Source organism: Collimonas fungivorans Ter331 (genome assembly GCF_000221045.1).
Lineage (GTDB): Bacteria > Pseudomonadota > Gammaproteobacteria > Burkholderiales > Burkholderiaceae_D > Collimonas > Collimonas fungivorans_A.
The window spans coordinates 375,835-400,699 of record NC_015856.1 but is presented as its reverse complement, the minus strand read 5'-3'; the positions used below and the strand labels follow the sequence as shown (position 1 = coordinate 400,699).

The window sequence follows — 24,865 nt, the reverse complement described above, 5'->3', positions numbered from 1 at the left end:
ACACGGAACGAATTGAACAGGAACCATCATGCCAGCGCCGTCGCCCTCCTCCTCATCATCTGCACCAACGCCGACGCCGGCGCTGACTCTCAGGCCCATGGAACAGGATGACCTGGGCGCTTGCCACCGGCTCTCGCTGCTGTTCAAGTGGCCGCACCGGCCGGAAGATTGGCACTTCCTGCTGCAGATGGGCCAGGGCTATTTGCTGGAAAACCCGGAGCCGGATGCAGCGCTGCGGGTGGTCGGGTCGGTCGTTTGCACCTGCTTCGGCAAGGCTCACGCGGTCATCGGCATGCTGCTGGTGCAGGCCGAATTGCAGCGGCGCGGTCTGGGACGACGGCTCATGCAACATGTCGCCCGCCAAGTCAACGGTCGCAGCCTGATGGTCAACGCCACCGCGGCCGGCATGCCCTTGTACAAACAATTGGGCTTTGTGCAGGAGGATGTTTTGTATCAGTTCCAGGGGGCCTCGGCGAAACCGGAGCTGGTGGCGCTGCCGCCCGGTGAGCGCGTGCGGCCGATGGGCAAGAGCGATGTGCCGACCCTCCTGGCGCTGGATGCGCAAGCCACAGGCATGGATCGCAGCAAGTTGCTGGCGGCGCTGCTGGAGATGTCCGATGCGGTAGCGCTGGATCGCGATGGCGAGATGCTGGGTTTTGCGCTGGTGAGGCGCTTCGGCCATGGCCGCGTGATCGGTCCGGTGGTCGCGCCCGACGCCGAGCGCGCCAAGGGATTGATCGCACACTGGATCAATACCTATTCGGATTCCTTCATCCGCATCGATGTCTTCGCCTCCTCCGGATTGCCGCACTGGTTCGACAAACTGGGAATGACCTGCGTGGACCGCGTCACCCTCATGCGCAAGGGACCGCCGCCACAAAAGGATCCAGGCATGCAGCTGTTTTCCATCGTTAACCAGGCGCTGGGCTAAGGGTGAGGGTGCATGCGGATCCCGCCGCGGGCGCCGCAGAAAATGCTACGGCCGCCCGCAAATCGCATCAAGATGCTTTTTGGGACCCCCATCTTGCGCAAATGCCGCGATCAACGAGGGATAGCATTGAGTCCATGCCGGTTGTCCCGCCCGCGCGGGCGACCTTGTTCAACGCCATCGTCAGCGAGTCCTCCTCTATGCAAACATCGACCCTGGCTGCCCTTGACCGCAGCCACCTGATCCATCCCGTCGCCAGCTTCCGCGAGCACGAAGAGCTCGGCCCGATCATCCTCAAGTCCGGTCGCGGCGCCTATTTGACCGACCATCATGACAAGGAATTGCTGGACGCCTTCTCGGGCCTGTGGTGTGTCAACACCGGCTACGGCCAGGAAAGCGTGGTCCGTGCCGCGACCGAGCAGATGCAGCGCCTGCCCTATGCCACCGGCTATTTCCACTTCGCCTCCGAACCGGCCATCCTGCTGGCCAAGAAGCTGGTGGACATTAGCCCCGCTTCGCTCCAGCATGTCTATTTCACGCTGGGCGGGTCGGACGCGGTCGATGCCGCCATCCGCTACATCACGCACTACCACAATTCCATCGGCAAACCGGCCAAGAAACATTTCATCTCCCTTCAACGCGGCTACCACGGTTCCTCGTCGGTAGGCGCCGGCCTGACGGCGCTGCCCAACTTCCATTTCAACTTCGACCTGCCGCTGCCGACCCAGCATTACATTCCCTCGCCCTATCCCTATCGCAGCGAACTGCCAGACGATGCCGCCATCATCGCCGCCTCGGTGCACGCGCTGCGCGACAAAGTGGCCGAGCTGGGCTCGGACCAGGTGGCGGCTTTCTTCTGCGAACCGGTCCAAGGCTCGGGCGGCGTGATCGTGCCGCCCAGGGGCTGGTTGAAGGCCATGCAGCAGGCCTGCAACGAGCTCGACGTCCTGTTCGTGGTCGATGAAGTCATCACCGGTTTCGGCCGCACCGGCCCCATGTTCGCCTGCCTGGATGAAGATGTGCAGCCGGATCTGATGACCATGGCCAAAGGTCTGACTGCCGGCTATGCACCTATGGGCGCCGTGATGATGTCGGATCGCGTCTACCGGGGCATCGCCGATGGAGCGCCGCTGGCCACCGTGGTCGGCCATGGCCAGACGTATTCTGCCCATCCGGTCAGCGCCGCCGTCGCACTGGAGGTGCTGCGCTTGTACGAAGAAGGTGGCTTGCTGGAGAACGGCCGAGCGATGGAACCGCATTTCGCCGCTGGGCTGCGCGCCCTGCTTTCCCATCCGCTGGTGGGCGATGCGCGCAGCCGCGGCCTCCTGGGCGCGCTTGAATTGGTGGCCGACAAGGGTAGCAAGGCGCGTTTCGCCCCCGAGCTGAAACTGCACGACAGGATCTTCCAGGCTGCCTACAAACACGGCCTGGTGTTCCGCGCCTTTGGCGACAACATCCTGGGCTTCGCGCCGGCCCTGTGCTTTACCCAGGCCGACTTCGAACTCATGTTCGCGCGCCTGAAGGCCCTGCTCGATGAAGTGCTGGAGCAGCCCGAAGTACGCCAGGCCCTCAGGTAAGGCTGCTCGCCCACGTAAAGCGGACCGGCAGGACGTGGCAAAAATGGCCGGAGAGTATAAAATGCTCTACAACATCTGGTCTGTCGGCTTCGGGACGAACCTGGCAGACCAGATGAGTTGAATAACTCGAGACAACATGATGACTAACGGCGCGTTAAAGCTGGACCGGATCGACCTGAGAATCTTGTGTCACCTGCAGCAAAATAGCCGCATTACCAATGTAGTTCTGGCCGATGCCGTAGGTCTGTCGCCCAGCCCCTGCCTGATCCGTGTAAAGCGCCTGGAAAAGGCCGGCTACATCAGCGGATATGGCGCCTATATCAGGCTGGAAAAGCTAGCCGATGTACAGATCGTCTTTACCGAAGTAACCCTATCGGATCACCGGCGCGAAGACTTCGCCAAGTTCGAGGCCTACCTGCGCAACGTCGACGAGATCATCGAATGCCACCTGGTCAGCGGCGGCTACGACTACTTGCTCAAGTTCATGACCCGCAGCGTCGTGCATTACCAGAGCGTAATCGAATCGCTGCTGGAGCAGAACCTGCGCATCGAAAAGTATTTCAGCTACATTGTCATCAAATCGCCGTTTATCAAGCATCACTACCCACTTGAGAAGTTCATTCAGACCTAAGTTCCCACGCGGAACGTCGGTCATAAGTGCATACAGCGTGGGCAGAATATCTGCCCACCCTACGTCATGCTGCTTGGATCTTAACGACGACTTCCTGCCCTGGAACTGCATCGCGCAGCTTTCGCCTGTTTGAAAAACACGCCGCGTATCAGCGGTGTGATGCCATCGCCTGGCAATGCGATGCCACCGGACTCAAGGCAACACTGGCTTCATGCTTGGTTTGTGTCGTCATTCGCTTCGTTGTTTGCGTCGTAGCGCAGCCGATTGTCGTACAGGGTATCCAAGTTCGCGAGCGCCCATATGGCCAGTTCCCGCACCGGTTCGGAAAGCGAATGTCCGAATGGCGTCAGGGCATAGTCGACCTGCGGTGGCGAGGTGGTGCGCACCGTGCGTTCGACCAAGCCGTCGCGCTCGAGCACCTTTAGCGTGCGTGTCAGCATCTGTTGCGAAATCCCGTTGACCTGACGCCGCAGATCGTTAAAGCGGCGCGGCTGATCGCGCAGCACCACGATCACCTGCATGCTCCATTTGTCGCCGACCCGGTTGAGCACTTCACTCACTTGGCGACAGTGACGGCCGGTGGGCAGTGTGGTCACATTCATATGACTTGGCCTCAAAAATATGCGTTTTTGCCGAAGCTCAGATAGTCTCATACTAAGTCCTGGTCAACATTCCTGACTTAACGCAAAGGACATCCATGATTCTCTACTACGCTCCCGGCGCCTGCAGCCAAGCTTCACACATCGCCCTGATCGAGGCGGAAATACCCCACCGGCTCGTCAAAGTTGGACGCGACCGGCGTACCGACGACGGCGCGGACTTCAATCTTATTAACTCCAAGGGTTATACCCCAGCGCTCGATCTGGGCGACGGTACGATCCTGACTGAGAACCTGGCCATTCTTGTCTACATCGCGGAAAAGTCGGGCAAGCTTCTGGCTAAAGGCGGTGCGGAGCGCTGGCGCGCTCTGGAAGCGACGACTTTCATGACCACCGAGATCCATCGCAACTTCATACCTTTTTTCCGTGGTGGAACCGCGCAGGAAAAGGAGAAGGCCGCACAGACACTGCTTATGCGCTTCGGCACCATCAGCGAGCAGTTGGGCAACAAAGCGTTTTTGGTGGGCGAGCAGATGACGATTGCCGACTGCTATCTGTTTGTCATGCTGTCATGGGCCGCCATGATGGGCGTCGAGTTACCTCAGCCGCTCAGCAATCATCTGACGCGGATGAAGAGCTTGCCTTCGGTGATCAAGGCGTTGAGCGCAGAAGGGCTCGCTTAGCGTCGGCAGCGTTGGATAAATCGGGGACCTACTGTTCTGCGCAAGCTGCCGAGCACCACCCGAGTCGGGCCTTAGACCGAATTGCAACCCACGCAGATCATCTCCGACACCAGCACTTACAGCGATGCGGTATTCAGCCTATTCCGGCAGCTGGGCTACCGCCTCTGTCCGCGCCTGGCCGACAGAGGCGGCATCGCACCGAAATTTGCGATTGCGATTCATCAGTCGAACTTGACCAGGTCCTTAAAGATCAGTTGTCCCCAGCTATTTCCGCGCGCCTGCACAAGCAGTCCACCGTCCGCAAGCCCGCCAAGCTTGATCGGCGCGAAACCGAGATTTTCCGCAAGCGCACTAATTTCCGCTACGGCGTCGCCATCGTCGCTCGCCAGGAATACGACTCTCCTGCCACCATGTACGGCCGGATCTTGGTCAAGGACGGCAGCGCCCAAATGGTTGAAGCCCTTGACCAGCCGTCCGCCAGTGAAGGCCTGCGCGACGGCCTTGGAAGAAGGTTGTCCACCCAGTTCCTCAGGGGGCACGCCATAGGCATTGGTCACATCGACGATAGTCTTGCCCTGCCAGTTGGGCAGCGCCTTTGCGACATCCTGGTGCGACTCGAAACGGACCGCTAAAAAGACGACGTCCGCCTTGACCGCTTCCGCCAGCGTTTTGGGAATGATCGCGGGTCCGATCGCGGCCGCGGCGGATGCGAAGCTTTCCGGGTTGCGCGTGGTGGCAACGGATACTTCGATGCCGTTGCGGGCAAACGCCTTGGCCAGGGCCTGGCCGATATTGCCGAAGCCGATAATTGCGTAGCTCATATATTCTCCTTGGGTTTAGCACGCCCTACGGGCTCCGGATATCGAATGGAGCGCCGGCCGGGCGTGGTATATCAGAGTTGCGCCAGGCCGCCGTCAACGGCGACCTCGCTGGCGGTCATGAAACTGCTGTCCGGCGAGGCCAGAAAGGCAGCCGCGGCGCCGATCTCCGCCGGATCGGCCATGCGCTGGAGCGGGGTCATCGCGGCGAACACCTTCTGGCCCTCCTCGCCTAGCGCTTCCTTCGCGAGTTCGGTCGCTGTCGCCCCGGGCGACAGCACGTTTACCCGGATGCCGCTTCCCTTCAGGTCCTCCGCCCAGGTCCGCGCGAGATTGCGCACTGCCGCCTTGCTCGCACTGTAGGCACTCATTGCCGGGGCGCCCGTGGTGCCGGCGCTGGATCCGGTCAGGATGATCGAACCGCCCTGGCCCATCAGCGGCAGCGCCTTCTGGACCGTGAAGATCGTACCCTTCACATTGGTGTCGAAGGTTTCGTCAATGTGCTCGGCGGTGATCTTGCCGAGCGCAAGCTGGCTTCCCGCCCCGGCATTGGCGAAGACGACGTCGAGGGTTCCTCGCTCGGCCTTTACCGCCGCGTAGAGCCGGTCGAGGTCGGCCAGATCGGAGACCGAGCCCTTCACCGCACGGGCATTAGGCCCGAGCTCGGCCACAGCGGCGTCGAGCGCTTCCTGCCGGCGGCCAAAGATGAAGACGAAAGCGCCCTCCTCGATGAAGCGCTTTGCTGCGGCGCGGCCGATACCGGTAGCGCCACCGGTGATCACGGCGGTCTTTCCATTCAGTCTGTTCATATCGTGCATCCTTCCTTGGAGTTGTACGGAAGCAGGAAAACTGCTTACTTGACGATACTATGCGGCGCTGGTAACCTGAGGTCAAGTATGCACTTTTAGGTAACCATCAAAAAAATGACGACACCCCATGAAACCTGCGGTACCGGCGGCTTCTCCTGCGGGCTCGACGCCACGCTCCGCATCATCTCGGGCAAGTGGAAGCCGCTGGTCCTGTTTTTCCTGCGCGACGGCCCGAAGCGCTACGGCGAGCTCAAGCGGTTGACCCAGGGCGTCAGCAACAAGGTGCTGATCCAGCAGTTGAAGGATCTGGAAGCCGATCACGTGCTGGTGCGGACCGACTACAAGGAAGTACCGCCGCGCGTGGACTACGCGCTGACGCCGCTCGGCCGCAGCCTGGCTGACGCGATCGTCCCGCTGTGCACCTGGGGCACCGAGCACATGGCGGAAATGGCAAGCATCTTCGCCAAACGCGACACTTTGCCCTAGCAGGATGCTGAAGTACCGCTGGGTCTGACGCCCCGCCGGAAAACAGGTCTATCCTGACGGTTTCGTTTAGCACCGTTCATAAAAAAGCCTTTGCGTGAGCAAAGGCGATCCGTGCAAGAAATTCACGCCGCTTAGGCGAACCGCACGCATTATATTCGCGTGTCATCCAAGTCGGGAGTCGTCCCATAATAGGCATGTATCTCCCGGGTCCAGCTCTGATCCGCCATGTCCGGCCAACGATCCTTGTCGAAACCAGGGGCGTCTTTCAGTCGCTCCTTTCCCACATCGAGGATGAAGCGCTTGTTGGCTGGGTCTAGTGTGAGCGCGTTCCAGGGGACGGCAAACAATTTTTCTCCCATGCCAAGAAAACCGCCGAAAGACAGTACGGCGTAAGATACTTTTCCATTCTGCACGTCGAGCATGATTTCCTTGATGTCGCCCAGACTCTCATCCTGCCGGTTATAGACATCGTTGCCGACCAGCGTGTTAGCTCCCATCAAGCTTGGACCAGGACCGTCGCTGGAATGGATTTTATACATGCCGTAAGTGTCACGGTCTTCATAATTGAGGCTCATGGTTTTCTCCATATCTGAAATGATTAGACTACGCATTCGTGAATTTCCGCGACCGTCAATTGACGGTGCGCAGTATCGCGTTTCCGTTTTTCCGGTGGTTCCGGTCACCCCCTTAAGCGAGCGGTGAATGACCGTGAATTCAGAATAGCGTCTGATCAAACTGGAGTCTGTGCGTCAGTGCACTTTAAAAATGCAGTACGTGGCGATGTGTGTTGTCATGTAAAGCCGCATCAGCTTCCTGCATTCGGACCAGGTGTCTTGGGGGAGCGGCTTGCCTCCCCCGAACGGCCCATTGAACTAGCGTCCGAAGAGGCCTCTGACGTGCCGGCGGCCGATGACGATGAGGATGGCGCCGCCGGCGCCGGTGTCATGGCTGGCGGCTGCGGCGCGTCGGTGCGCGGCGCTGACGGAGTATCGTCGCTCCTTTTACAGCCGGCTAGAATACTTGCGGTCATAGCCAGACCAATGAGCATGTTTTTCATCATTTGATTTTCTCCTTCTTCAATATCGATGCATGAGGTTATCGCAGCGTGCTGTCACATGAATGCCTGATCCATTCTTGAGCGTAGATTTTTCTTTTTATTTTTGGCAAAAAACGAGGGCTTGTAAAGAACTAATTTCCCGCGCGATCGGAGTGAAACAAACTGAAAATATAACAGGCGTTTTTTGTTGGTTGGCGTACAGAACGTTAGCCAATTTGAAGTTATGTTGTTATGTCGGCGGAACGGGAGACGTGTTCGAAGGCAGAGGCTATCGACTGGATCCCGGCGCCAGAGGAATTACTGTCATTTCCCCATTACGTTCAAGTATCACTTTTTCAATGTTTGAGAGATCCTTTTTCCCAATTTTTTTTTGAACGGCTTCAAACAAATCGGCGTCTGTAATCAAGCCGGCTCTCATCTGCCGCCGATCGATTTTTCCTTGATATACAAGGGTGCGGGCTGAGCCGTTGATGATGTCGTCTAAATAATTCGATTCTCTGCATGCGAAGGCGATCACTCTATGAAGAATCACCAGTGTTGCCCCCGCACATAGAGTAGGGATCATTGGCGAAGCACCGACAATAGCGCGACTCAATACGGCTCCCAGAAGTACAGTGATGCATAAATCAAATGCGCTTCTGTGGCCTAGCGAGCGTCTGCCGCTTAAACGCAGGAAAAAAAGAGTAAGGATAAAAATAAGGAAAGCTCTTGCCGACATTTGAAGCGCGGTGAGATCGCTGGAGGAACCAAATATTTTTTCAAGAATTTCCATTTTTTCCTCCGATATGCGCCATGCATTCACAGGGATTTTTTCTGGTAAAAATTGTTAAGCAAGGCAGCGACAAACTGCCTGCGAGAAGACTATTGAAACCGGCAACGGGGAATTGCAATATGCCTGGCATAGGTATTTTACTGCTGGAATGGCGCCGTAATTGAACCCGTATTCAGATGCATTCATCATTGAGGAGAAAATATAATGTCATCAATCATTTTTGGAAGATTCCAGCTCCAGGACGATGTCCACTACGCTGTCTCTAAACTGGTGCAAGCCGGATATCCACGTGAGGCCATCTGCAGCTTCTATCTGAACCCGGCCGGCCAGCATGACATCTATCCTATCGGCGGCGATCGCGACAAATCGCCCGGCGCCGAAAAGACGGACACAGGACTTGCCGCAGGCGCGGCGGTCGGCGCAGGCATGGGCGCCGGCGTCGGCGCTGCGGTAGTCCCTGTCATTGGCCCGGTGCTGGGTTCTCTTGTCGGCGCGCATCTTGGCGGCTTGGTGGGTAGCCTGGATGCCACCAAGGATAGCCGCGGCAAGGATGCCAAAGACAACGATTCACGCCAGGAAATACGAAAATCCGGAATGCGCGTCGCAGTAGCAGTGGCCGACGATCGCCAGGAGAGCGCCGCGACTGCATTATTGAAGGCGCTGGGAGCCACCGACATGGAGCGCGGAAATGGCACAATTGCCGATGGAGACTGGCGTGACTTCGATCCCCTGTCCAAACCATGCTACATAGACGAAAAAAACTAAACATACGTTGGCAGATACGCTTCAAGGTCTGGTTTCGGCGCCTGAAACATATTTGCGGCAGTGCTCCAGATATCCGGTCTCCTGATGCGCAATGAGCTTGACAACGCAACTCCATAACCAGGATGGCGCGGCAAGCGATTTTCTGCGATCAAGTCCGAGTTCGCGCCGCCATTCTTTGCGCGTTGCCATGTCCATCTGGCTTGCATGCGACCGGCCGACCACATAGGCCAGGTAACGGGCCATCGTGATAGCGTCTTCTTTGTGCAATTGATCGATGTCCAGCTTGAGATCTTGTGGCAGCAATTCTCTTACAAATACGCTGTGCCCTGCCAAATGATGAGGAGCCATGCGCTTGCCCAAGGCCGGGGACAGATGACGGGCGCCGTCCAATACGCGCCGCGCATTATCGCGCGGCATTACGGCATCCTCGGCGTGGGGGGCCAAAGCCCGGACCGCCTCCTTGATATCGATGAGGCAGGGTTTTTCCCCTTTGGTCTGCAATAATACGGCATAACGCAAGGGGCCCAACGAGCTGCAACCTTTTACCCAGTACGCCGCATCCAGTATCTTCGGCTTGCCGTCATCTTCATGCGACCTCAGGGTGGCGATCAAATGCAGTACCTCCCTGGATTCGAACAATGTGGCCAGGCTATTTTTTTCATCCTGCGATAGCGGCCAGAAATTCTTGCCCAGGGGGATAGCGGGTTGCGCATCGATGACTTGCTGCTTTGCCATTTTTTTCCATGAGCGCTGGTCGGCGCCCCGTACGGCGGTCTTTATCTCCTCAGGTTTTTGAACGACAGTGCGCTTGCCGCGCTGGATAAGAGCTTGTTCGTAACCTTCCATCAGATGTTCAAGCATATGCACGGTAACTATCCCCGGCAGCATGGAACCGCGCGCAGCTGCGGCAAGCGACATGGCCAGCCGGACAAGGTCATATGCCGGATTGCCGATGACTGCCTGATCGAAATCGCGGATTTGCACGTCGACCTGACCGCTGGCGTTCGCCAGAGGTCCGAGATTGCCCAGGTGGCAGTCGCCGCAAATCCAGATATCCGGGCCACGCGGCAGCAGATCGCTGCGTTGTCCATTTAACCATTCGTAATAGTGCGCCGTAGTGCCTCGCATATAGGCGTGCAAGGATCGCGCCATTTTCTGATTTCGGCGCGCCGTTAATTCTTTTTTGCGATCGCCTGGTTCGGGGATTTTCATGGAAATGAATTTTTAAGGTCAAAGCGGCATTCCTGCGGCAAACAAATGAATTGCAGGAATCCGCCAGTCTTAGCCATTGATTATTTCACCGCCATTCGGATGCAGCACCTGGCCACTCATGTAAGACGCCCCCTCGGTAGCCAGGAATACATAGCAGGGGGCCACCTCGTTCGGCTGCCCCGGCCTTTTCATCGGGACATCCTTGCCGAAGCGCGCTACCTCGTCAGCCGAAAAGCTTGCCGGTATCAGAGGTGTCCAGACCGGACCTGGCGCAACGGCGTTCACATGGATTTCATCCTCCAGCAACTGTTGCGCGAGCGAACGCGTGAACGCCACGATGGCGCCTTTGGTTGCTGAATAGTCGAGCAGGCGCTCGCTGCCGCGATAAGCGGTCACGGATGCGGTATTAATGATCCTGGCGCCGGCGCGCAAATAAGGTTTTGCCGCCTTGACCATGAAAAACATGGAAAAAATATTAGTGCGGAAAGTTTTCTCAAGCTGTTCCGCGGAAATATCTTCGATGTGCGCCTGTGGAAATTGCTGGCCTGCATTGTTGACCAAGATATCGAGCCTGCCGAATTTTGCAATGACTTGCTCGACCATGCGAATGCAGGAATTTTCATCGCCAACGTCGCCATCGAGCAAGAGGCACTGTCCGCCCAGCTCTTCGACCATGTACATGGTTTCTTTGGCGTCGGCATGCTCATCCAGATACACAATTGCGACGCTGGCGCCTTCTGCCGCATAAGCCAATGCAATAGCGCGGCCGATGCCGCTGTCGCCGCCAGTAATCAGCGCAACCTTATCGGCGAGTTTACCGCCAGTCTTACGGGCCAGGGGATCGGATCGAGGCGTGGGCTCCATGGCCGCTTCGGAGCCGGGCTGATGCGATTGATGCTGCGGATGCAATGTGTATATGGCGCCCATGATGAGGTTCTCCAGGAACTGAATCGGAAATTCTGCTTGAAAATAACTTGCACAAGATCGGCCGGTGCTTGGCTGTATTGCCCCCGGGCCGATGCCAAGCGGATCGGCAGCAACGCCGAACGACATTCGGAAACGTCAATTTATTCCTGGATGCGGGTAAAGAAAATCAGATAAAACGCTGTTCTCTTGTAAGAAATGATGAGAGGTGGCATTTTTTCGATAGGCCACAATGCGCCGGCAGTCTGGTCAATATGTCATCTTCCCGGTCCGCTTTCTGAATTGATATCGCATGGGGATGCGGCGAACCGCCGCTTCCGGCCGCATTATTTTTTCTTGGTCGCCGCCAGCTGCTCTTTTGGTAACGGCGCGTAGTCAGCCCTTGCTAGCCCCGAACGTAAGACCGACGACAAACTGCTTTTGCATCAGAAAGAACAACAGTACCGACGGTATCGCCGCCAAGACCGATCCGGCCGAGACCAGATTCCAGGCGGTGGTCCATTGTCCCTTGAGCGCCGCCACCCCAACCGTGATCGGCGCCACATCGTCGCCCTGGGTCAGGCACAACGCCCAGAAATAGTCGTTCCAGACAAACGTAAAAACCAGGACTGCCAGCGCCGCCAGCGCCGGCTTGATCAGCGGCAGCACGATACGATAGAAAACCGTCCACTCGCCTGCCCCCTCGATGCGCGCCGCTTCGATCATTTCGTAAGGCAATTGCTTGATAAAGTTGCGCAGGAACAGCGTGCAAAAGCCGGTTTGCATGGCGACATGGAAAAGGATCAGGCCGCTCACCGTATTAAACAAACCCAGCGACACGGAGATTTCGCGCACGGGAATCATGAGGATCTGTTGCGGCACAAAATTGCATGCCACGAAGGTGGCGAACAACAGCGTATTACCCCGGAATTTGTAAGTCGACAGCGCATAACCGGCCATGGCGGCCAATGCAATGGCGCCGATCACCGACGGTATCGTGATCAGGCAGCTGTTCCAGAAGTAATGCAACATCGGCGACGCGGTAAGCGCCTCGCGATAGTTAGCCAGCATGGCGAAATCTTTAGGCCAGCCCCAGTAATTGCCTTCCATCAGTTCGTCGGTCGAACGTACCGAAGTCACCAGCACTGCCAATATCGGCAGCAGCCATATCAGCAAGGCGACCGGCAACGACAGTTTGTACAGGATGCGGTTGGACGCCTTCCATTTTTCTATGGGCATGGGAAACATGGCAACTCCCTTAGCGTTCGTCGCGCAGCAGGCGGCGCAATTGATAAACGATGTAGATCAGCATGATGGCGAACAGCGTGACGGCAATCGCCGCCGAATAGCCCTGGCGATAGTATTTGATGGCCTGGTCATAAGTGTAATAAGCCAGCACGGTCGAGCTTTCGAAGGGACCGCCGCTGCTCATGACGGAAATAAGATCGAAACTGCGCAGTGCGCCGATGATGGTCACCACAAACGCCATGAAGGTAGTTGACCTCAGTTGCGGCAGAATGACATAGCGCAGCATGCTCCAGCCTTTGGCTCCCTCCATGCGCGCCGCCTCTACCTGGTCGGCGTTGATCGAGGTCAGCCCGGTGAGAAACAGGATCATGCAGTACGCTGTCTGCGGCCACAGCGCGGCGAAGATGATGCCGAACGTGACATAGCGCGGGTCTCCCAATACCGGTACGCCATGCCCCAGCAAGAGCGTCAGCAAGCCAAACGTCGGATCGTAAAACCAGCTGAAGATCAGCCCGACCACTACCCCCGACAAAACAAAGGGCGCAAAAAACAATGCCTTGATCAAGCGTATGCCGCGCACTTTCTGATTCAGGTAGAGCGCCGCGATCAGGCCGGCCGGCGGCGCCAGCAAGAACAGCAGCAGCCAGGTCAGGTTGTTCTTTAACGCGACATGAAATGTCGGTGCGTGCAGCATCTCGACATAGTTCGCCAGCCCGATGAACTCGGGTTTCATCATGCCGTCCCAATTAAAGAAACTGAGATAAATTGTGTAAAAGATCGGATATAGCACATACACCGCCGTCATCAGGCAGGCCGGCGCCAGGAACCAGATCGCGGCGCGGTTCCTTCTGGAGGCGGTGCTGCGGCGGCGCGGCTTGCCGGCCGCCGCAAGATCGGAGGGCTGCGGCCTTGCTGGCGTAATGGCAGGCGTTTGGGCGGGCATGGCAATCGACTCCCGATGAGCAGTTTACGGTACAAAAAATGTTGCACGAGGGGCAACCGCACGGCATTCCAGCGCTTGCCCCTTCGCGGATACTGACGAGCATCCGTTATCGGTCAAGCTCAGGTCTTCTTGTAGATGCGCTTGCGGCTTTGTTCAAGTTCGTTGAGCACTTCATCGAGCTTGGCTGGATCGCTGATGAATTTTTGCATGCCCTTCATGCCCTCGTCCGCCATTTCCTTGGTCATGTCGCGATCATAGAATTGTGCGATGCCGCCTTTGGTGTTCGACAGAATCTGGAAGCCGATGCGTGAAATCGATTCAGTCGGTTCCGGCGATTTGCTATTGGCCGGCAACGATCCCAGCCCTTCTGCAAGCTTGGCGCTGATCGCCGGGGTGCCGACAAAGGCGAGGAAACGATGGGCGTCAACCTTGTTGCGCGCCTTGCTCGGGATATGGATCGATTCTGCCGGGCCGTCCTCGGCGGTAGGAATCTTGGCGTCGATGATCGGGAACTGGAAATATCCCATGTTGGCGGCCAGTTTTGGCGGAAATCCCTTGGCGATGAAAGTCCCCATCAGCATCATGGCCGCCTTGCCCTGGAACAGGAACGGCTGGGCGCCGTCGAGATCGTAAGACAGCGAATTATCGATGAAGTACTTGTTGTCGATCAGGGTTTTCCAGGCGGTGTACACCTTTTTAACGCGCGCATCGGTATAAGGAATTTCACCGGCCATCAGCTGCTGATGGAAAACATTGCCGTTCAGGCGCAAATCCAGATAATCAAACCAGCCTGCCAAGGTCCAGGAATCGCGGCCGCCGACCGCGAATGGGGTAACGCCGGCCGCCTTCAATTTGTTGCAGGCGTCGAGCAACTCTTCCCAGGTTTTCGGTTCTCCGGCAATGCCGGCGGTCTTGAACACATCCTTGCGATAAAACAAGCCCCAGGAATAATATACAGTCGGCAGCGCGTATTGCTTGCCCTTGTAAGACGAAGCATCCTTGGTCGAGGCATAGACCTCGTCCCATTTGTTTTTCTTCCAGTCTTCGCTCAGGTCTTCCAGCAAGCCGCGGCTGGCGTAAAACGCCATGCGCTCGCCGTTATGCCAATTGATGACGTCCGGCGCCTGGGTCGACAGCCAGCCCGGCAGTTGCACCTTGTACGCCTCCTCTTCCACGAATGCGGCCTTGATATCGACATCCGGGTTGGCCTTCTTGAATTCGTCCAGCGTCGATTGCCACACCGCGCGTTGGCTGGCGCCTTTGTAGGCGATATTCACGGCCAGGGTGCCGGCCGCAGCCGAACCCAATGCTGAAACCAGCAAGGCTGCCAGTAAACTCGTGCAAAACAGCTTTTTCATATTTGTCTCCTAATTATTATGGTTCATAAAAAACAATCTGCTTGCCAAATTCTTAATTCCGACTGCGATAGATGGCGACTCCCTGTGCCGCAAGCGGGCTGGCGCCGACAATGAATTCAGCATGCTCGCCGTGCGGCACAACACACGACTGACTCCCGTAGTTGAAAGCGAACGTCAACCCGCCGCGATGGCTGATGCGCAAGGTTTCCGGCAAGCGCTCCGGCGCCAGGCCGGCAGCAAGCGCAGTGCGCTCGAAGTAATCGCAGGTGAAATCGGCGTCGAACACGCCGGCCAGATAGTGCACGCGTTCATGTTGCACTATCGCAGGATGGCCGTCGCCGAAGGCGGCGATCACCTTTACATTGTCGCCGGCCTCGATCAGGTCGCGCCAGTGATATGCCTTACCGTGCCGTCCGCCGCACTCGACCGGTTCGCTTATATTGGGCCGCATCGATTCGACCCGCCATACGCGCATCGGCAGTATTTCCTGCACAGGCCCTGGCGGCAGATTGGCCGGTATTTGCACGGACTCGGTCTTGGAGCCGCTACGCGGTCCCAACAATACCTGCGCCCCGCTCGCCTTCAGGCGGGCGGCCAGGTCGGCCGGCAGCACCGGCAACGGCGGCACCACGATCATGGCGTAGTCATCAAGCTTTGCGCTGAGCGGAACAATATCCACATCCAAGCCGAGCGAACGCAAGGCGGAATAATATTCGAAGGCGATCTGCGGATAATGAAAATCCGCCCCCTGCGGATGAATCTCGAACAGCCACTTGGCGGCGTAATCAAACAGCAGCGCGACCTTGCCGCGCGGTTGCTGCAGCGCTCCCGCCGCCAGCTCGACCTGCTGTATTTCCTCGGCCACGCGCTGCGCTTCATGGCCGCCGACATCGAGGCGATTATCAGGCGTATTCAGGCCTGCATGCATCTGTTCCTGGGCGAACGGCACTTGCCGCCAGCGGAAGTAGGAGACGCAGCCGGCGCCATGCGCAAAGGCTTCCCAGCTCCACAGGCGCACCATGCCCGGCAGAGGATTCGGATTCCATTGCGCCCAGTTCACCGGTCCCGGCTGCTGCTCCATCACCCAGAACGGTTGCGCCGACATGCCCCGGTATAAATCGTGATTGAACGACGCGAAATCGGGATGGCCGGTGCGCAGCCAGCGGGCTTTGACTTCCGGCGCGAACCACAACTCCTCCAGGGCGCCGAGCGGATAACTGTCCCAGCTGGCGACGTCGAGATCGGCCGCCACCGGATAGTGGTCGAATTCGGTAAACATTTGCATGAAATTGTGCACCATCACACGTCCTGGCGCGTGCGCTCTCAGTATCTCGACTTGCATGCGGTTATAGCGCGCCACCTCATCGGACGCAAAGCGGCGGTAATCCAGGCGATGCGAAGGATGCGCTTCGGTCACGGTACCGACCGGCGCATCGATTTCGTCGAAACTGCGGTACTCGGCGCTCCAGAATACGGTGCCCCAGGCCTGGTTAAGTGCGTCTACGGTCTGGTAGCGCTGCTGCAGCCAGCGGCGAAACCCTTGTTGCGCCGCGGCCGAATAACTCACCACGGTATGATGGCAACCGTATTCATTATCCACCTGCCAGGCGGTAATCGCCGGATGCCGGCCATAACGTTCGGCCAGGAGAGTGACGATGCGTTGCGATTCCTTGAAATACGACGGCGAAGAAAAGTCGTAGTGGCGGCGCGAACCGAAACCCCGCGCCCTGCCGTTGGCATCTACCGGCAAGATATCCGCGTGCTGGTCAATCAGCCACTTCGGCGGCGTCGCCGTCGGCGTGCACATGACTACTTCCAGGCCGGCATCGGCCAGCACCTGGATCGCGCGGTCCAGCCAGTCCCATTGATATTCTCCCGGCGACGGTTCGATCCGGCTCCAGGCGAATTCGCCGATGCGCACTTGCTTGATGCCCAGCGCCGTCATGCGTTGGGCATCGCTGCTCCAGATCTCTTCGGACCAGTGTTCAGGGTAATAGCAAACCCCTAATCGTATCGACATGAATCTCACTCCGTGGTTGTGATCGTTGCTGTGGTCGTTGTTATATTTGATGTGATAACGCCTGTCAGGCAGCCATTGCCACAGCCGCAGGCTTGGCAATGGCGACGCCGCTGGCGTCGAACAGAAAAGCGCAGGCGGCGGGAATGCCGAAGCGCAAGCGCTCGCCGCGCTGTATCGGAGTGTTTCCCGGCGCCTTGGCGACCAGCGGCTGGCCGCCCGGCTGCTCCAAATGGACGTAGGTCTGCTCCCCCAGGCGTTCGACCAGGATCACTTCCCGCGTCAGACCGGCAGATGCCGTGTCGCTGCTGTCGAGATGTTCGGGGCGAATGCCTAGCGTCACCGCTTGTCCTTGCTGCAACGACTGATCGAACGCGTGCACCTGCACTGTTTCGTCTGTATCTGGCAGCCGCACCGCCACCTCGCCGAGACCGATACGGGTCACCACTGCCGGTATGAAGTTCATCCGCGGCGAGCCGATAAAGCCGGCGACAAAACGATTCTTCGGATGGTGATACAGCTCCATCGGCGTACCCACTTGCGCAACGCTGCCGAAAGCCGCGGTATCGGCGCCGGCGTGCAGCAGCACGATACGGTCGGCCAGGGTCATCGCTTCGACCTGGTCATGCGTCACATAAATCACGCTGGCGCGCTCGAATTGCCGATGCAAGCGCGCGATCTCGATCCGAGTCTGGCTGCGTAAGGTAGCGTCGAGGTTGGACAGCGGCTCGTCGAACAGGAACACGCCCGGCCGGCGGACGATGGCGCGACCGATCGCCACCCGTTGGCGCTGGCCTCCGGATAATTCCTTCGGCTTTCGCTGCAGCAGTTCTTCAAGCTGCAAGATGCGCGCGGCCTCCCTCACCTTTTGTTCGATTTCCGCCTTCGGCAATTTGGCCAGGGTCAAACCGAAACTCATGTTTTCGAATACCGTCATGTGCGGAAACAGCGCATAGCTCTGAAACACCATGGCCACCGAGCGCTGCGCCGACGGCACATCGTTCATTGGCTTGCCGTCGATCAGCAGCTCGCCCTCGCTCGGATCTTCGAGGCCCGCAATGATGCGCAGCAAAGTAGATTTGCCGCAGCCGGACGGGCCCAGAAATACACAGAATTCATGCTCGCCGATTTCGAGGTCGACATTGCGGATGATGGGAGCGGCGCTGCCATAGGATTTTTGCAGCGAACGCAAAGAAATGCTGGCCATAGGTCCCTTTCCTTGCGGAAGTTGACAAAACTAGACTGTGAAATTGCCCAAACAAGTAAGGTCGGTCAGCGCCGCGATCCCAGCCGTTCAATCGGCTTGAACCAGCTGATGGCCTGCATGCCGCCTGGTTTGAATGGGGAAAAGATTAAAAGGTTAAGCGCTTAACCTATTGCTGCAAAAAAAATGGCGCTGCTCTTTTTTTAACTTCATTGATGTTGTCTCCACATTGTTATTCTGAGAATCACGCTGTTGGTGTCGATCGTTTCGCTTGATAATACCAACCTTCTTTTTTCTGTGCAATCGAAATTGCGGCGCAGCGTAACGGTGGGTTTGCAACAACATTTTCCGGCCCAGAGCGCTGTCATCGGCCTGGCGCTTCAGTCCATACCGATATCCACGTTGACAACGTCGATGATAGACGGTTGAATACGAGAGCCCAAATTTTCCTCCACTCCATGCCCACCCTTTCTGAAGTCGCCCACCTGGCCGGCGTGACGTCCGCGACAGTCTCCAACGTCCTGCGCAAACGCGGCAAGGTCGGCGAGCAGACCCGCCTGCGCGTTCTCGCGGCAGTCGAACAGTTGGGATATCGTCCGCATCTCACCGCGCGTGCGCTGGCGGAAGGATGCGCGCCGACACTGGCCCTGATGGTGTCCAGCATTGCGAACCCCTTCTATCCCGAATTTGCACTAGCCGCCGAACGCGCAGCGCGCGCCAACGGACGATTTCTGATTGTCTGCAACACCAATGACGATCCCGCAACCGGCCGCGCCTATCTTGACCAGATCGCAGGCACCTTGTCCGATGGCGTGCTGGTGATGAATGCCAACCTGTCCATCGACGACCTGAAGAAAACCGAGCAGCGTGGCGCTCCGGTGGTGCTCTGCATGTGGGAAAAGTTGGATGCGCCACCTGAACTGCCGTGCATCGCCGTGGATTTTTTTGAAGCGGGCGCGATTGCCGGACGCCATCTCATCGGCTTGGGCCACCGGCATATCGGCGCGCTGGTCGGCAGCAAGATGAACGGCATACACGCCGAACGCTACAAGGGATATCTGTCCGCCTGCGCTGCAGCGGGACAAAAACATCCGCAGAACCGGACCCGTTATATCGAAGACTCGGTAGAAGCCGGTTATGAAAGCACGAAGGCCTTGCTCGAAGCGCATCCGCGGCTGACCGCCATTTTTGCCAGCAATGATCTGCCGGCGCTTGGCGCGTTAAACGCCGCGGCTGATATGGGATTGAAGGTGCCTCAGGATATTTCGATTATCGGCATCACCGACATTCAATGGGCGCGCCTTTCCCGTCCGGCCCTGACGACGGTGGCCGTACCCACGGTCAGCGCCGCCGAAATGGCTGTCGCTCTGCTGCTCGACCTGATCGGCAAGCCGGGCCAACCGGCCGCAATGCGTGTCACGGCAACGCCGCAATTGATAGAACGCGCCTCAACCGGTCCGGCGCCATTTGACACACCTCTCCGCGGCGCTGATTAAAAAAGGTAGCGCCGCCTGTACGCAACGTGACGCCCCATGACCTTACGGATTCACGGCCTCTCGGATTAACGGGATTATCGGCTCCATATATTCGGCTCGAGACTGTTCACCCAGGTCGATCACCTTTGTACCGCCTGCCGGTACAAATTCGACATTCTCAATGCCGAGAACATTCAAGATGAGGCGAAGCCACTGCGTTGCGATGTCTCGCTCTCGAATCGGCGACCCCACCGTATAGACACCGCCCGAAGCTAGCAAGACCGTGCAACGCTTGCCTTTCAAAAGTCCTTCGCCCGAAAAACCAAGGGTGATGCCTTTCCGCACCACATGGTCGAACCAAGCCTTCAAAACAGCCGGGACATTGTAGTTGTAGACAGGCGTGCCGATGACGACAACGTCAGCGCTCAAAAGCTCTTCGACGAGCTCGTCCGATAGTTTCAGCGCATCTTTCATCTCGGTTGACTGTTTCTCCGGCGGCGTGAAATACGCGGCGAGCCAAGGCGCGTCCGTGAACTTCAAGGCAGTGTGCGTAAGGTCGCGCCGGATAACCTTGCCATCGGGGTTAGCGTGTCGCCATTCATCAACGTATTCAGCGGCCATGTTGTGTGAAACAGAATTCTTGCCCCGTGGACTCGCCTCAATCACAAGAAGATTCGTCATTTTTCAACTCCAGTAAAAAAAGGATGCGCCATCGTAATGCCTGGAAAGTATTCGCGGAAGTGATTAAAATGTGATGATATTTATCATTTGAGGTGATGGATTGATAGGTTCGCTCACATTGGATCAGCTGCGAGTGCTGGTGGCCATTGCCGACTCAGGCAGCTTTTCAGCAGCCGCGCGACGCCTGGGACGGGTGCAGTCGGCAATCAGTCAAATGATCAGGACGCTTGAGGATACGCAAGGGGTCATCCTTTTCGACCGCAGCGAACACAAGCCTCGCCTTACCGCGATTGGCAGAATGATGGTTGATCAGGCGCGTTTGGTGCTTTTCAGTGCGGAACGGTTTGAGTCGCTCGCGCTCGGATCACGCGCCGGGTTGGAAGCCGAGCTGCCGCTGGCAATCGACCCGTTGATCCCCTCGCAACCGCTGATCGCAAGCCTGCGCGCCTTGCGCGAGGCCTACATTGATGTCCCCGTGACTTTCCGGACGGAAGGTTTAGGTGGCGCCGAACGCCGGCTGCGCGAAGGAAGCGCCACGCTGGGCGTGTGTCTCTTGCTGCCGTCTGTTCCTGACGACCTGATGGCGTATCCATTGATGGACTTGCAATTGCTGCCCGTCGCGGCTCCCGATCATCCTTTGGCCAAGATCGATCGACCGCTTGAAACGACAGACTTCGCAGCGCATGTCCAGCTGGTTTTATCTGACCCTATCGCCCAAGATGGACCGAATTACGGTGTCGTCGGCCCCAGGCTATGGCGCTTCGTCGACAATGGAAGACGGCTTGATTTTCTTTTGGCGGGACTCGGCTGGTGCAAGATGCCGAAACACATCGTAGAGCCGATGTTAAAAGACGGAAGATTAATGCTTCTGGAAACCCAGGATCAAAAAATCGTGCCCGGCACGCGCCTACTGATATATGCGGCGCATATCCGCGACAAACCTCTTGGACCGGTCGGAACCTGGCTTTTGAACGACTTGCGTCAGCGGCTCTTCATTAGCTGACTTGGCACATATGCGCGAGCATATAGACTAAGACATTGGCCGGTTGAATCATGCAGCTCCATTGGGCAATGACGATTGAGACATCGTTCACTCAGTGTTGAATAATCTATCTAAATCAAAGCAAAGGGAAATTCGCATGAAACATGTAGCCAGGAAATCATTTTTCTTCAGCGGGATCCTGATTGCCAATATTTTTGGCGGAGCGCAAGCGGCCACCATCATCGTCAATCCTGGACAATCGATTCAAACCGCAGTCAATTCAGCCGTTGCCGGCGACATCGTGCAAGTGAAGGCCGGCACCTACAATCAAAAGATTGTAATCTCCGGAAAGAACGGCAACGCGGATAATTTCATCACTATCAAAGGTGATGCCGGCGCGGTCATCACCGGCGCGGGACTTGTTCCCGCGGGTCGCGAAGGCTTGATCTCCATCAAAAATTCCAGCTATATCAAGATCGATGGATTTGAAATCGCCAATTTCACCTACAACGGTTCCAACACGCCGGTAGGCATTCTCGTGACCGGTTACGGCTCCAATATCCAGATTCTCGGAAATAAGATTCACGGTATCAAGAACACCAGCACTTGCAAGGATCCTTGTCCCGTGGGAGCGCATGGCCTGGCCGTATTTGGCACGCACGCCAATGGCATTACCGACCTGCTTTTAAAAAAAAACGAGGTGTACGACAATGTCTTGCAGGCGAGTGAAGCGCTTGTTGTTAATGGCAATGTTGATCGCTTCGAAGTTCTCAACAACGACGTGCACGGCAATAACAATATTGGCTTCGACTTTATCGGATATGAAAACGAATGCGCCAGTTGCGGGGAAAAGGACCGGGCGCGCAATGGCATCGTCAGAGGCAACACGGCAACGAATAACAGCAGCGTAAAAAATCCATGGTATGGCGGACAAGGATCGGCAGCGGGATTCTATGTTGACGGCGGTCGCTATATCGTATTTGAACGCAATATTTCGACAGGCAACGATATAGGTTTCGAGTTTGCGAGTGAACACGCCGGCAAGGCAACTGAAGATATCATGATGATGAACAATTTTGTTTTCAACAATCGCGACGCCGGGCTGTCGGTAGGCGGTTATTCAAGTTCAACAGGCGGATCGCGGCGCATCAACGTGCACAATAATTCGTTTTATAAAAACAAGGGCTGGGGAACTGAAATCACATTTCAGTTCAAGGTTACGTACAGCAATTTCAGCAATAACATTATTTTCGGCAAAGGCTCGGCCGACGAAAGTTACGACGACGCCGGCACCGGCCACAGTCAAAATGTATGGGGCAAGAATCTCTGGTGGGGAACCAGTACCGAATCTTCCAATCTTCCTGGTACAAGAATTGTTGCGGATCCAAAATACGTATCTGCAGCCACTGGCGATTTGAGCACACAGAGTACGTCACCGGCTATTGATGTCGGCGCAGTCAGCGCAAATGTCACCGGCTAGACATCGCCGATCTGGCTGCGTTATTTTTCATCCAGTGGCATTCCTCCAAATGGCGAAGCTGACTTCAACGGACATGCCCGGGTTCAGAATATTATCGACGTGGGTGCGGTGGAATACCAAAATCCTTAACTTGCATGTAGATTTGCTTACATTAAGTTCGCCACGACTGGCGTCGACATAGCGGTCACACGCGACGGCAGGCTTCTGGAGCTATATGCATTTATAGACTGACGTCTTGCGGTGATGATGCAAAGGTATTTCAAGCTCCAAGGCTCTTCACTCAGGATCCGATGCTGATTACCGGCTTGCCCGTCATTCATCAAGGCAATACGCGATCCCTGTCGTGAAACTGCTGCATCCAGTATGGATATGCCTTTTCCGGCTCCGACACGCAATCCAGACGTTCCCTTTGCTCGATCGACAGAAGCAGTTGCGCCGCTGCCAGGTTATTGGCGATCTGATCCGGGGAACGTGCGCCGATCGTGATCGATGTCACTTCGCTCCGGCCCAGGGTCCACGCCAATGCAACTTGCGCCGGTGTCGCGCCGAGTTCGGCAGCCACTTGCCGCAGTTCGAGCACGATGGGATCGGCTCTGGCCGGATCGATCGGCGGGAAATTGAGATTGGCGCGGCGCCCCTTCTCTGCGCCATCAGCTCCCGGCGTGTATTTGCCGGTCAGATATCCGCCCGACAAAGGGCTCCAGACAATCAGGGCAACATCGTTCGCCCGCGCTACCGGCGCGATTTCGCATTCAATGTCGCGCGCCGCCAGCGAGTAATAAACCTGGTTGCTCGTGACGGCGGCCCCATGCGTCTGCGCCGTGATCCCCTGCACGCGCTCCAGGTCGCCCGCGCTGAAGTTGCACACGCCGATGTGCCGGACTTTCCCTTGCGTCACCAGATCGTCCAGGGCGCGCAGCGTTTCCTGCATCGGCACAAGTGCATCGCGGTCATGCAGCTGGAACAGATCGATATGATCGCGGCCTAGGCGTTTCAGGCTGGTCTCTACCGAGCGCATGATGTGCGAGCGGCCGAGGCCGACGTCGTTTTGCCCGGGACCGGTGCGCAGCCGGACCTTGGTCGCGACCAGCATGCGCGTCTCATCGAGACCGAGATCGGCAATGACCTGCCCGACGATATCTTCCGACTTCCCTTGCGAATAGGCATCGGCGGTATCGATCAGATTGACTCCCTGGTCGACCGCCATCGCCACAAGGCTGGCCGCCTGCGCTCGATCGAGCCCGGCAATCTGCCCCCAGATCCCGCTGCCCGCGCCAAAGGTCATCGCCCCCAGCGAAAGGCGCGAGACGCGCAGGCCTGACCGGCCTAGCTTACTGTATTCCATGCCTGCCTCCGGTTCATTGATGAGATTGCCCAGCTGCGACAAGTCCGCGCAAGACCTTCACGAGCTCGACTTCACCCTTGATCACCTCGGCATCGCTGCCTTCAAATTTGATCCAGCCTTCGTTGAATCCGTCCAGCATCTGGATGCGCGGCATAGGGTCTTGCGTGCCTTGCGACCGGAACAAGGCGCCCCAGGTCTCGCGCGGAACCGCCTCGGCATGCACCGGATGGCCAAGGATCTCTGCAAATGCGGCGGCGATGTCGTTTGGCGAAACGCGACGCGGCCCTTCCAGTTCAACCATGCGGCGGCCGCTCCAATCTTGCTGGAGTAATTCAGCAGCGACCCGCCCGACATCTGCTGTTCCCACCATCGGCACCGGTTTGTCGAGAGGCTGCAAAAAACTCGGAATAACGCCGCTGCGTGCCGGGTCTACGTCCCACAACGCGTTCTCCATGAACCAGCCCGGCCGCAGGAACGCGATCGGCAGCGACAGCTCACCCAGCGCCTGCTCCATGAGGGTGCGTTGAGTAAGCAGGTTCGATTGGGTAGCCTGTGCCCCGATTGTCGACAGGCAGACAACCTTGCCCGGACCTGCCGAATCGAGTGCTGCCTTGACGGCATTGATGACCAGAAGCGCCTCGGGAAAGCCTGGCGATGGATCGAATTCCGACGGCGGCAGAATGAAGACGCCCTCGGCGCCCTTGAACGCGGCAGTGAGGGACGCCGCATCGTCCATCTCAGCGAGAACGACTTCGCAGCCGCGGGCCGCCCAGACCTGGCCTTTGACGGCGTCGCGCACAACGGCGCGCACAGGCAGGTTCGCGGCGAGCAACGCTTGCGCGAGTGCGCCGCCGACTTTTCCGGTAATTCCAGTAATAGCGTACATGATGAT

At 57.5% G+C, this 24,865-nt stretch carries 24 protein-coding genes and 1 pseudogene; 10 read left to right on the top strand and 15 right to left on the bottom strand.

Annotated features, from left to right (window positions below; all coding sequences use genetic code 11):
* The first annotated feature begins 28 nt into the window (after positions 1–28).
* The 3 genes from CFU_RS01630 to CFU_RS01620 all read left to right on the top strand — a co-directional run bounded on the left by CFU_RS01630 (position 29) and on the right by CFU_RS01620 (position 3,136).
* On the top strand, positions 29–931 hold the full coding sequence (locus CFU_RS01630) for a GNAT family N-acetyltransferase (RefSeq protein WP_014004305.1): 903 nt from the start codon (positions 29–31) through the stop codon (positions 929–931).
* A 197-nt stretch (positions 932–1,128) separates the two neighbouring features.
* Positions 1,129–2,505 carry an aspartate aminotransferase family protein gene (locus CFU_RS01625; protein ID WP_041742913.1) on the top strand — a complete coding sequence of 459 codons (1,377 nt, stop codon included), beginning with the start codon at positions 1,129–1,131 and terminating at the stop codon, positions 2,503–2,505.
* A gap of 136 nt (positions 2,506–2,641) precedes the next feature.
* Complete coding sequence (locus CFU_RS01620) at positions 2,642–3,136, top strand: Lrp/AsnC family transcriptional regulator (RefSeq protein ID WP_014004303.1); 495 nt, start codon at positions 2,642–2,644, stop codon at positions 3,134–3,136.
* A 209-nt stretch (positions 3,137–3,345) separates the two neighbouring features.
* Here CFU_RS01620 and CFU_RS01615 read toward each other — a convergent pair whose 3' ends face one another.
* On the bottom strand, positions 3,346–3,738 hold the full coding sequence (locus CFU_RS01615; protein ID WP_041741073.1) for a winged helix-turn-helix transcriptional regulator: 393 nt from the start codon (positions 3,736–3,738) through the stop codon (positions 3,346–3,348).
* Positions 3,739–3,833: 95 nt separating this feature from the next.
* On the opposite strand from CFU_RS01615, the gene CFU_RS01610 reads away from it, so the two are divergent.
* Positions 3,834–4,418, top strand: a complete 585-nt coding sequence (locus CFU_RS01610; protein WP_014004301.1) for a glutathione binding-like protein — start codon at positions 3,834–3,836, stop codon at positions 4,416–4,418.
* 81 nt (positions 4,419–4,499) lie between these two features.
* Positions 4,500–4,553: pseudogene (locus CFU_RS25475) on the top strand (hypothetical protein); the annotation flags it as partial.
* Positions 4,554–4,639: 86 nt separating this feature from the next.
* Here CFU_RS25475 and CFU_RS01605 read toward each other — a convergent pair.
* Together CFU_RS01605 and CFU_RS01600 are read right to left on the bottom strand one after the other, a co-directional pair.
* Positions 4,640–5,239 carry an NADPH-dependent F420 reductase gene (locus CFU_RS01605; RefSeq protein ID WP_014004300.1) on the bottom strand — a complete coding sequence of 200 codons (600 nt, stop codon included), beginning with the start codon at positions 5,237–5,239 and terminating at the stop codon, positions 4,640–4,642.
* A 71-nt stretch (positions 5,240–5,310) separates the two neighbouring features.
* Positions 5,311–6,045 (bottom strand): SDR family NAD(P)-dependent oxidoreductase, encoded by a 735-nt coding sequence (locus CFU_RS01600; protein WP_041741072.1) that lies wholly within the window; start codon positions 6,043–6,045, stop codon positions 5,311–5,313.
* A 114-nt stretch (positions 6,046–6,159) separates the two neighbouring features.
* On the opposite strand from CFU_RS01600, the gene CFU_RS01595 reads away from it, so the two are divergent.
* Positions 6,160–6,531 carry a winged helix-turn-helix transcriptional regulator gene (locus tag CFU_RS01595; protein ID WP_014004298.1) on the top strand — a complete coding sequence of 124 codons (372 nt, stop codon included), beginning with the start codon at positions 6,160–6,162 and terminating at the stop codon, positions 6,529–6,531.
* Between the two features lie 149 nt (positions 6,532–6,680).
* Here the strand turns inward: CFU_RS01595 and CFU_RS01590 are convergent, their stop codons facing one another.
* Positions 6,681–7,106, bottom strand: coding sequence for a PRC-barrel domain-containing protein (locus CFU_RS01590; RefSeq protein ID WP_041742911.1), 426 nt, complete (start codon positions 7,104–7,106; stop codon positions 6,681–6,683).
* A 750-nt stretch (positions 7,107–7,856) separates the two neighbouring features.
* Positions 7,857–8,360, bottom strand: coding sequence for a DUF421 domain-containing protein (locus CFU_RS01580; RefSeq protein ID WP_041741070.1), 504 nt, complete (start codon positions 8,358–8,360; stop codon positions 7,857–7,859).
* A gap of 204 nt (positions 8,361–8,564) precedes the next feature.
* On the opposite strand from CFU_RS01580, the gene CFU_RS01575 reads away from it, so the two are divergent.
* Positions 8,565–9,125, top strand: a complete 561-nt coding sequence (locus tag CFU_RS01575; RefSeq protein WP_014004295.1) for a membrane protein — start codon at positions 8,565–8,567, stop codon at positions 9,123–9,125.
* A 21-nt stretch (positions 9,126–9,146) separates the two neighbouring features.
* Here CFU_RS01575 and CFU_RS01570 read toward each other — a convergent pair whose 3' ends face one another.
* The 7 genes from CFU_RS01570 to CFU_RS01540 form a co-directional block, all read right to left on the bottom strand.
* Positions 9,147–10,337 carry a DUF2252 family protein gene (locus CFU_RS01570; protein WP_014004294.1) on the bottom strand — a complete coding sequence of 397 codons (1,191 nt, stop codon included), beginning with the start codon at positions 10,335–10,337 and terminating at the stop codon, positions 9,147–9,149.
* Between the two features lie 69 nt (positions 10,338–10,406).
* Positions 10,407–11,264 (bottom strand): SDR family oxidoreductase, encoded by an 858-nt coding sequence (locus tag CFU_RS01565; protein ID WP_041741069.1) that lies wholly within the window; start codon positions 11,262–11,264, stop codon positions 10,407–10,409.
* A gap of 372 nt (positions 11,265–11,636) precedes the next feature.
* Positions 11,637–12,488, bottom strand: a complete 852-nt coding sequence (locus tag CFU_RS01560; RefSeq protein ID WP_014004292.1) for a carbohydrate ABC transporter permease — start codon at positions 12,486–12,488, stop codon at positions 11,637–11,639.
* 10 nt (positions 12,489–12,498) lie between these two features.
* Positions 12,499–13,431, bottom strand: coding sequence for a carbohydrate ABC transporter permease (locus tag CFU_RS01555; protein WP_014004291.1), 933 nt, complete (start codon positions 13,429–13,431; stop codon positions 12,499–12,501).
* 119 nt (positions 13,432–13,550) lie between these two features.
* A complete protein-coding gene (locus CFU_RS01550; RefSeq protein WP_014004290.1) occupies positions 13,551–14,789 on the bottom strand; it encodes an ABC transporter substrate-binding protein in 1,239 nt (412 codons plus the stop codon).
* 52 nt (positions 14,790–14,841) lie between these two features.
* Positions 14,842–16,809, bottom strand: coding sequence for a beta-galactosidase (locus tag CFU_RS01545; protein ID WP_041742910.1), 1,968 nt, complete (start codon positions 16,807–16,809; stop codon positions 14,842–14,844).
* Between the two features lie 64 nt (positions 16,810–16,873).
* Positions 16,874–18,013 (bottom strand): ABC transporter ATP-binding protein, encoded by a 1,140-nt coding sequence (locus CFU_RS01540; RefSeq protein WP_014004288.1) that lies wholly within the window; start codon positions 18,011–18,013, stop codon positions 16,874–16,876.
* Between the two features lie 455 nt (positions 18,014–18,468).
* Here CFU_RS01540 and CFU_RS01535 point away from each other — a divergent pair, with 455 nt between their 5' ends.
* Positions 18,469–19,506, top strand: coding sequence for a LacI family DNA-binding transcriptional regulator (locus CFU_RS01535; RefSeq protein ID WP_041741068.1), 1,038 nt, complete (start codon positions 18,469–18,471; stop codon positions 19,504–19,506).
* A 42-nt stretch (positions 19,507–19,548) separates the two neighbouring features.
* On the opposite strand, the gene CFU_RS01530 is transcribed toward CFU_RS01535, so the two are convergent.
* Positions 19,549–20,166: an FMN-dependent NADH-azoreductase gene (locus CFU_RS01530; RefSeq protein WP_014004286.1), complete on the bottom strand. Its 618-nt coding sequence runs from the start codon at positions 20,164–20,166 to the stop codon at positions 19,549–19,551.
* Positions 20,167–20,266: 100 nt separating this feature from the next.
* Between CFU_RS01530 and CFU_RS01525 the strand changes: the two genes are divergently transcribed.
* Both CFU_RS01525 and CFU_RS01520 read left to right on the top strand, forming a co-directional pair.
* Positions 20,267–21,169, top strand: coding sequence for a LysR family transcriptional regulator (locus tag CFU_RS01525; protein WP_014004285.1), 903 nt, complete (start codon positions 20,267–20,269; stop codon positions 21,167–21,169).
* A gap of 136 nt (positions 21,170–21,305) precedes the next feature.
* Positions 21,306–22,628: a hypothetical protein gene (locus CFU_RS01520; protein ID WP_050808447.1), complete on the top strand. Its 1,323-nt coding sequence runs from the start codon at positions 21,306–21,308 to the stop codon at positions 22,626–22,628.
* A 319-nt stretch (positions 22,629–22,947) separates the two neighbouring features.
* Here CFU_RS01520 and CFU_RS01515 read toward each other — a convergent pair whose 3' ends face one another.
* Together CFU_RS01515 and CFU_RS01510 are read right to left on the bottom strand one after the other, a co-directional pair.
* Complete coding sequence (locus tag CFU_RS01515) at positions 22,948–23,973, bottom strand: aldo/keto reductase (protein ID WP_041742908.1); 1,026 nt, start codon at positions 23,971–23,973, stop codon at positions 22,948–22,950.
* Positions 23,974–23,986: 13 nt separating this feature from the next.
* On the bottom strand, positions 23,987–24,859 hold the full coding sequence (locus tag CFU_RS01510) for an NmrA family NAD(P)-binding protein (RefSeq protein WP_014004282.1): 873 nt from the start codon (positions 24,857–24,859) through the stop codon (positions 23,987–23,989).
* Positions 24,860–24,865 lie beyond the last annotated feature (6 nt).

What these genes read in the sequence shown, in the direction of transcription:
- CFU_RS01630 (WP_014004305.1), top strand. Translation starts at nt 29, where the DNA reads ATGCCAGCGCCGTCGCCCTCCTCCTCATCATCTGCACCAACGCCGACG.
- CFU_RS01625 (WP_041742913.1), top strand. Translation starts at nt 1,129, where the DNA reads ATGCAAACATCGACCCTGGCTGCCCTTGACCGCAGCCACCTGATCCAT.
- CFU_RS01620 (WP_014004303.1), top strand. Translation starts at nt 2,642, where the DNA reads ATGATGACTAACGGCGCGTTAAAGCTGGACCGGATCGACCTGAGAATC.
- CFU_RS01615 (WP_041741073.1), bottom strand. Translation starts at nt 3,738, where the DNA reads ATGAATGTGACCACACTGCCCACCGGCCGTCACTGTCGCCAAGTGAGT.
- CFU_RS01610 (WP_014004301.1), top strand. Translation starts at nt 3,834, where the DNA reads ATGATTCTCTACTACGCTCCCGGCGCCTGCAGCCAAGCTTCACACATC.
- CFU_RS01605 (WP_014004300.1), bottom strand. Translation starts at nt 5,239, where the DNA reads ATGAGCTACGCAATTATCGGCTTCGGCAATATCGGCCAGGCCCTGGCC.
- CFU_RS01600 (WP_041741072.1), bottom strand. Translation starts at nt 6,045, where the DNA reads ATGAACAGACTGAATGGAAAGACCGCCGTGATCACCGGTGGCGCTACC.
- CFU_RS01595 (WP_014004298.1), top strand. Translation starts at nt 6,160, where the DNA reads ATGACGACACCCCATGAAACCTGCGGTACCGGCGGCTTCTCCTGCGGG.
- CFU_RS01590 (WP_041742911.1), bottom strand. Translation starts at nt 7,106, where the DNA reads ATGAGCCTCAATTATGAAGACCGTGACACTTACGGCATGTATAAAATC.
- CFU_RS01580 (WP_041741070.1), bottom strand. Translation starts at nt 8,360, where the DNA reads ATGGAAATTCTTGAAAAAATATTTGGTTCCTCCAGCGATCTCACCGCG.
- CFU_RS01575 (WP_014004295.1), top strand. Translation starts at nt 8,565, where the DNA reads ATGTCATCAATCATTTTTGGAAGATTCCAGCTCCAGGACGATGTCCAC.
- CFU_RS01570 (WP_014004294.1), bottom strand. Translation starts at nt 10,337, where the DNA reads ATGAAAATCCCCGAACCAGGCGATCGCAAAAAAGAATTAACGGCGCGC.
- CFU_RS01565 (WP_041741069.1), bottom strand. Translation starts at nt 11,264, where the DNA reads ATGGGCGCCATATACACATTGCATCCGCAGCATCAATCGCATCAGCCC.
- CFU_RS01560 (WP_014004292.1), bottom strand. Translation starts at nt 12,488, where the DNA reads ATGTTTCCCATGCCCATAGAAAAATGGAAGGCGTCCAACCGCATCCTG.
- CFU_RS01555 (WP_014004291.1), bottom strand. Translation starts at nt 13,431, where the DNA reads ATGCCCGCCCAAACGCCTGCCATTACGCCAGCAAGGCCGCAGCCCTCC.
- CFU_RS01550 (WP_014004290.1), bottom strand. Translation starts at nt 14,789, where the DNA reads ATGAAAAAGCTGTTTTGCACGAGTTTACTGGCAGCCTTGCTGGTTTCA.
- CFU_RS01545 (WP_041742910.1), bottom strand. Translation starts at nt 16,809, where the DNA reads ATGTCGATACGATTAGGGGTTTGCTATTACCCTGAACACTGGTCCGAA.
- CFU_RS01540 (WP_014004288.1), bottom strand. Translation starts at nt 18,013, where the DNA reads ATGGCCAGCATTTCTTTGCGTTCGCTGCAAAAATCCTATGGCAGCGCC.
- CFU_RS01535 (WP_041741068.1), top strand. Translation starts at nt 18,469, where the DNA reads ATGCCCACCCTTTCTGAAGTCGCCCACCTGGCCGGCGTGACGTCCGCG.
- CFU_RS01530 (WP_014004286.1), bottom strand. Translation starts at nt 20,166, where the DNA reads ATGACGAATCTTCTTGTGATTGAGGCGAGTCCACGGGGCAAGAATTCT.
- CFU_RS01520 (WP_050808447.1), top strand. Translation starts at nt 21,306, where the DNA reads ATGAAACATGTAGCCAGGAAATCATTTTTCTTCAGCGGGATCCTGATT.
- CFU_RS01515 (WP_041742908.1), bottom strand. Translation starts at nt 23,973, where the DNA reads ATGGAATACAGTAAGCTAGGCCGGTCAGGCCTGCGCGTCTCGCGCCTT.
- CFU_RS01510 (WP_014004282.1), bottom strand. Translation starts at nt 24,859, where the DNA reads ATGTACGCTATTACTGGAATTACCGGAAAAGTCGGCGGCGCACTCGCG.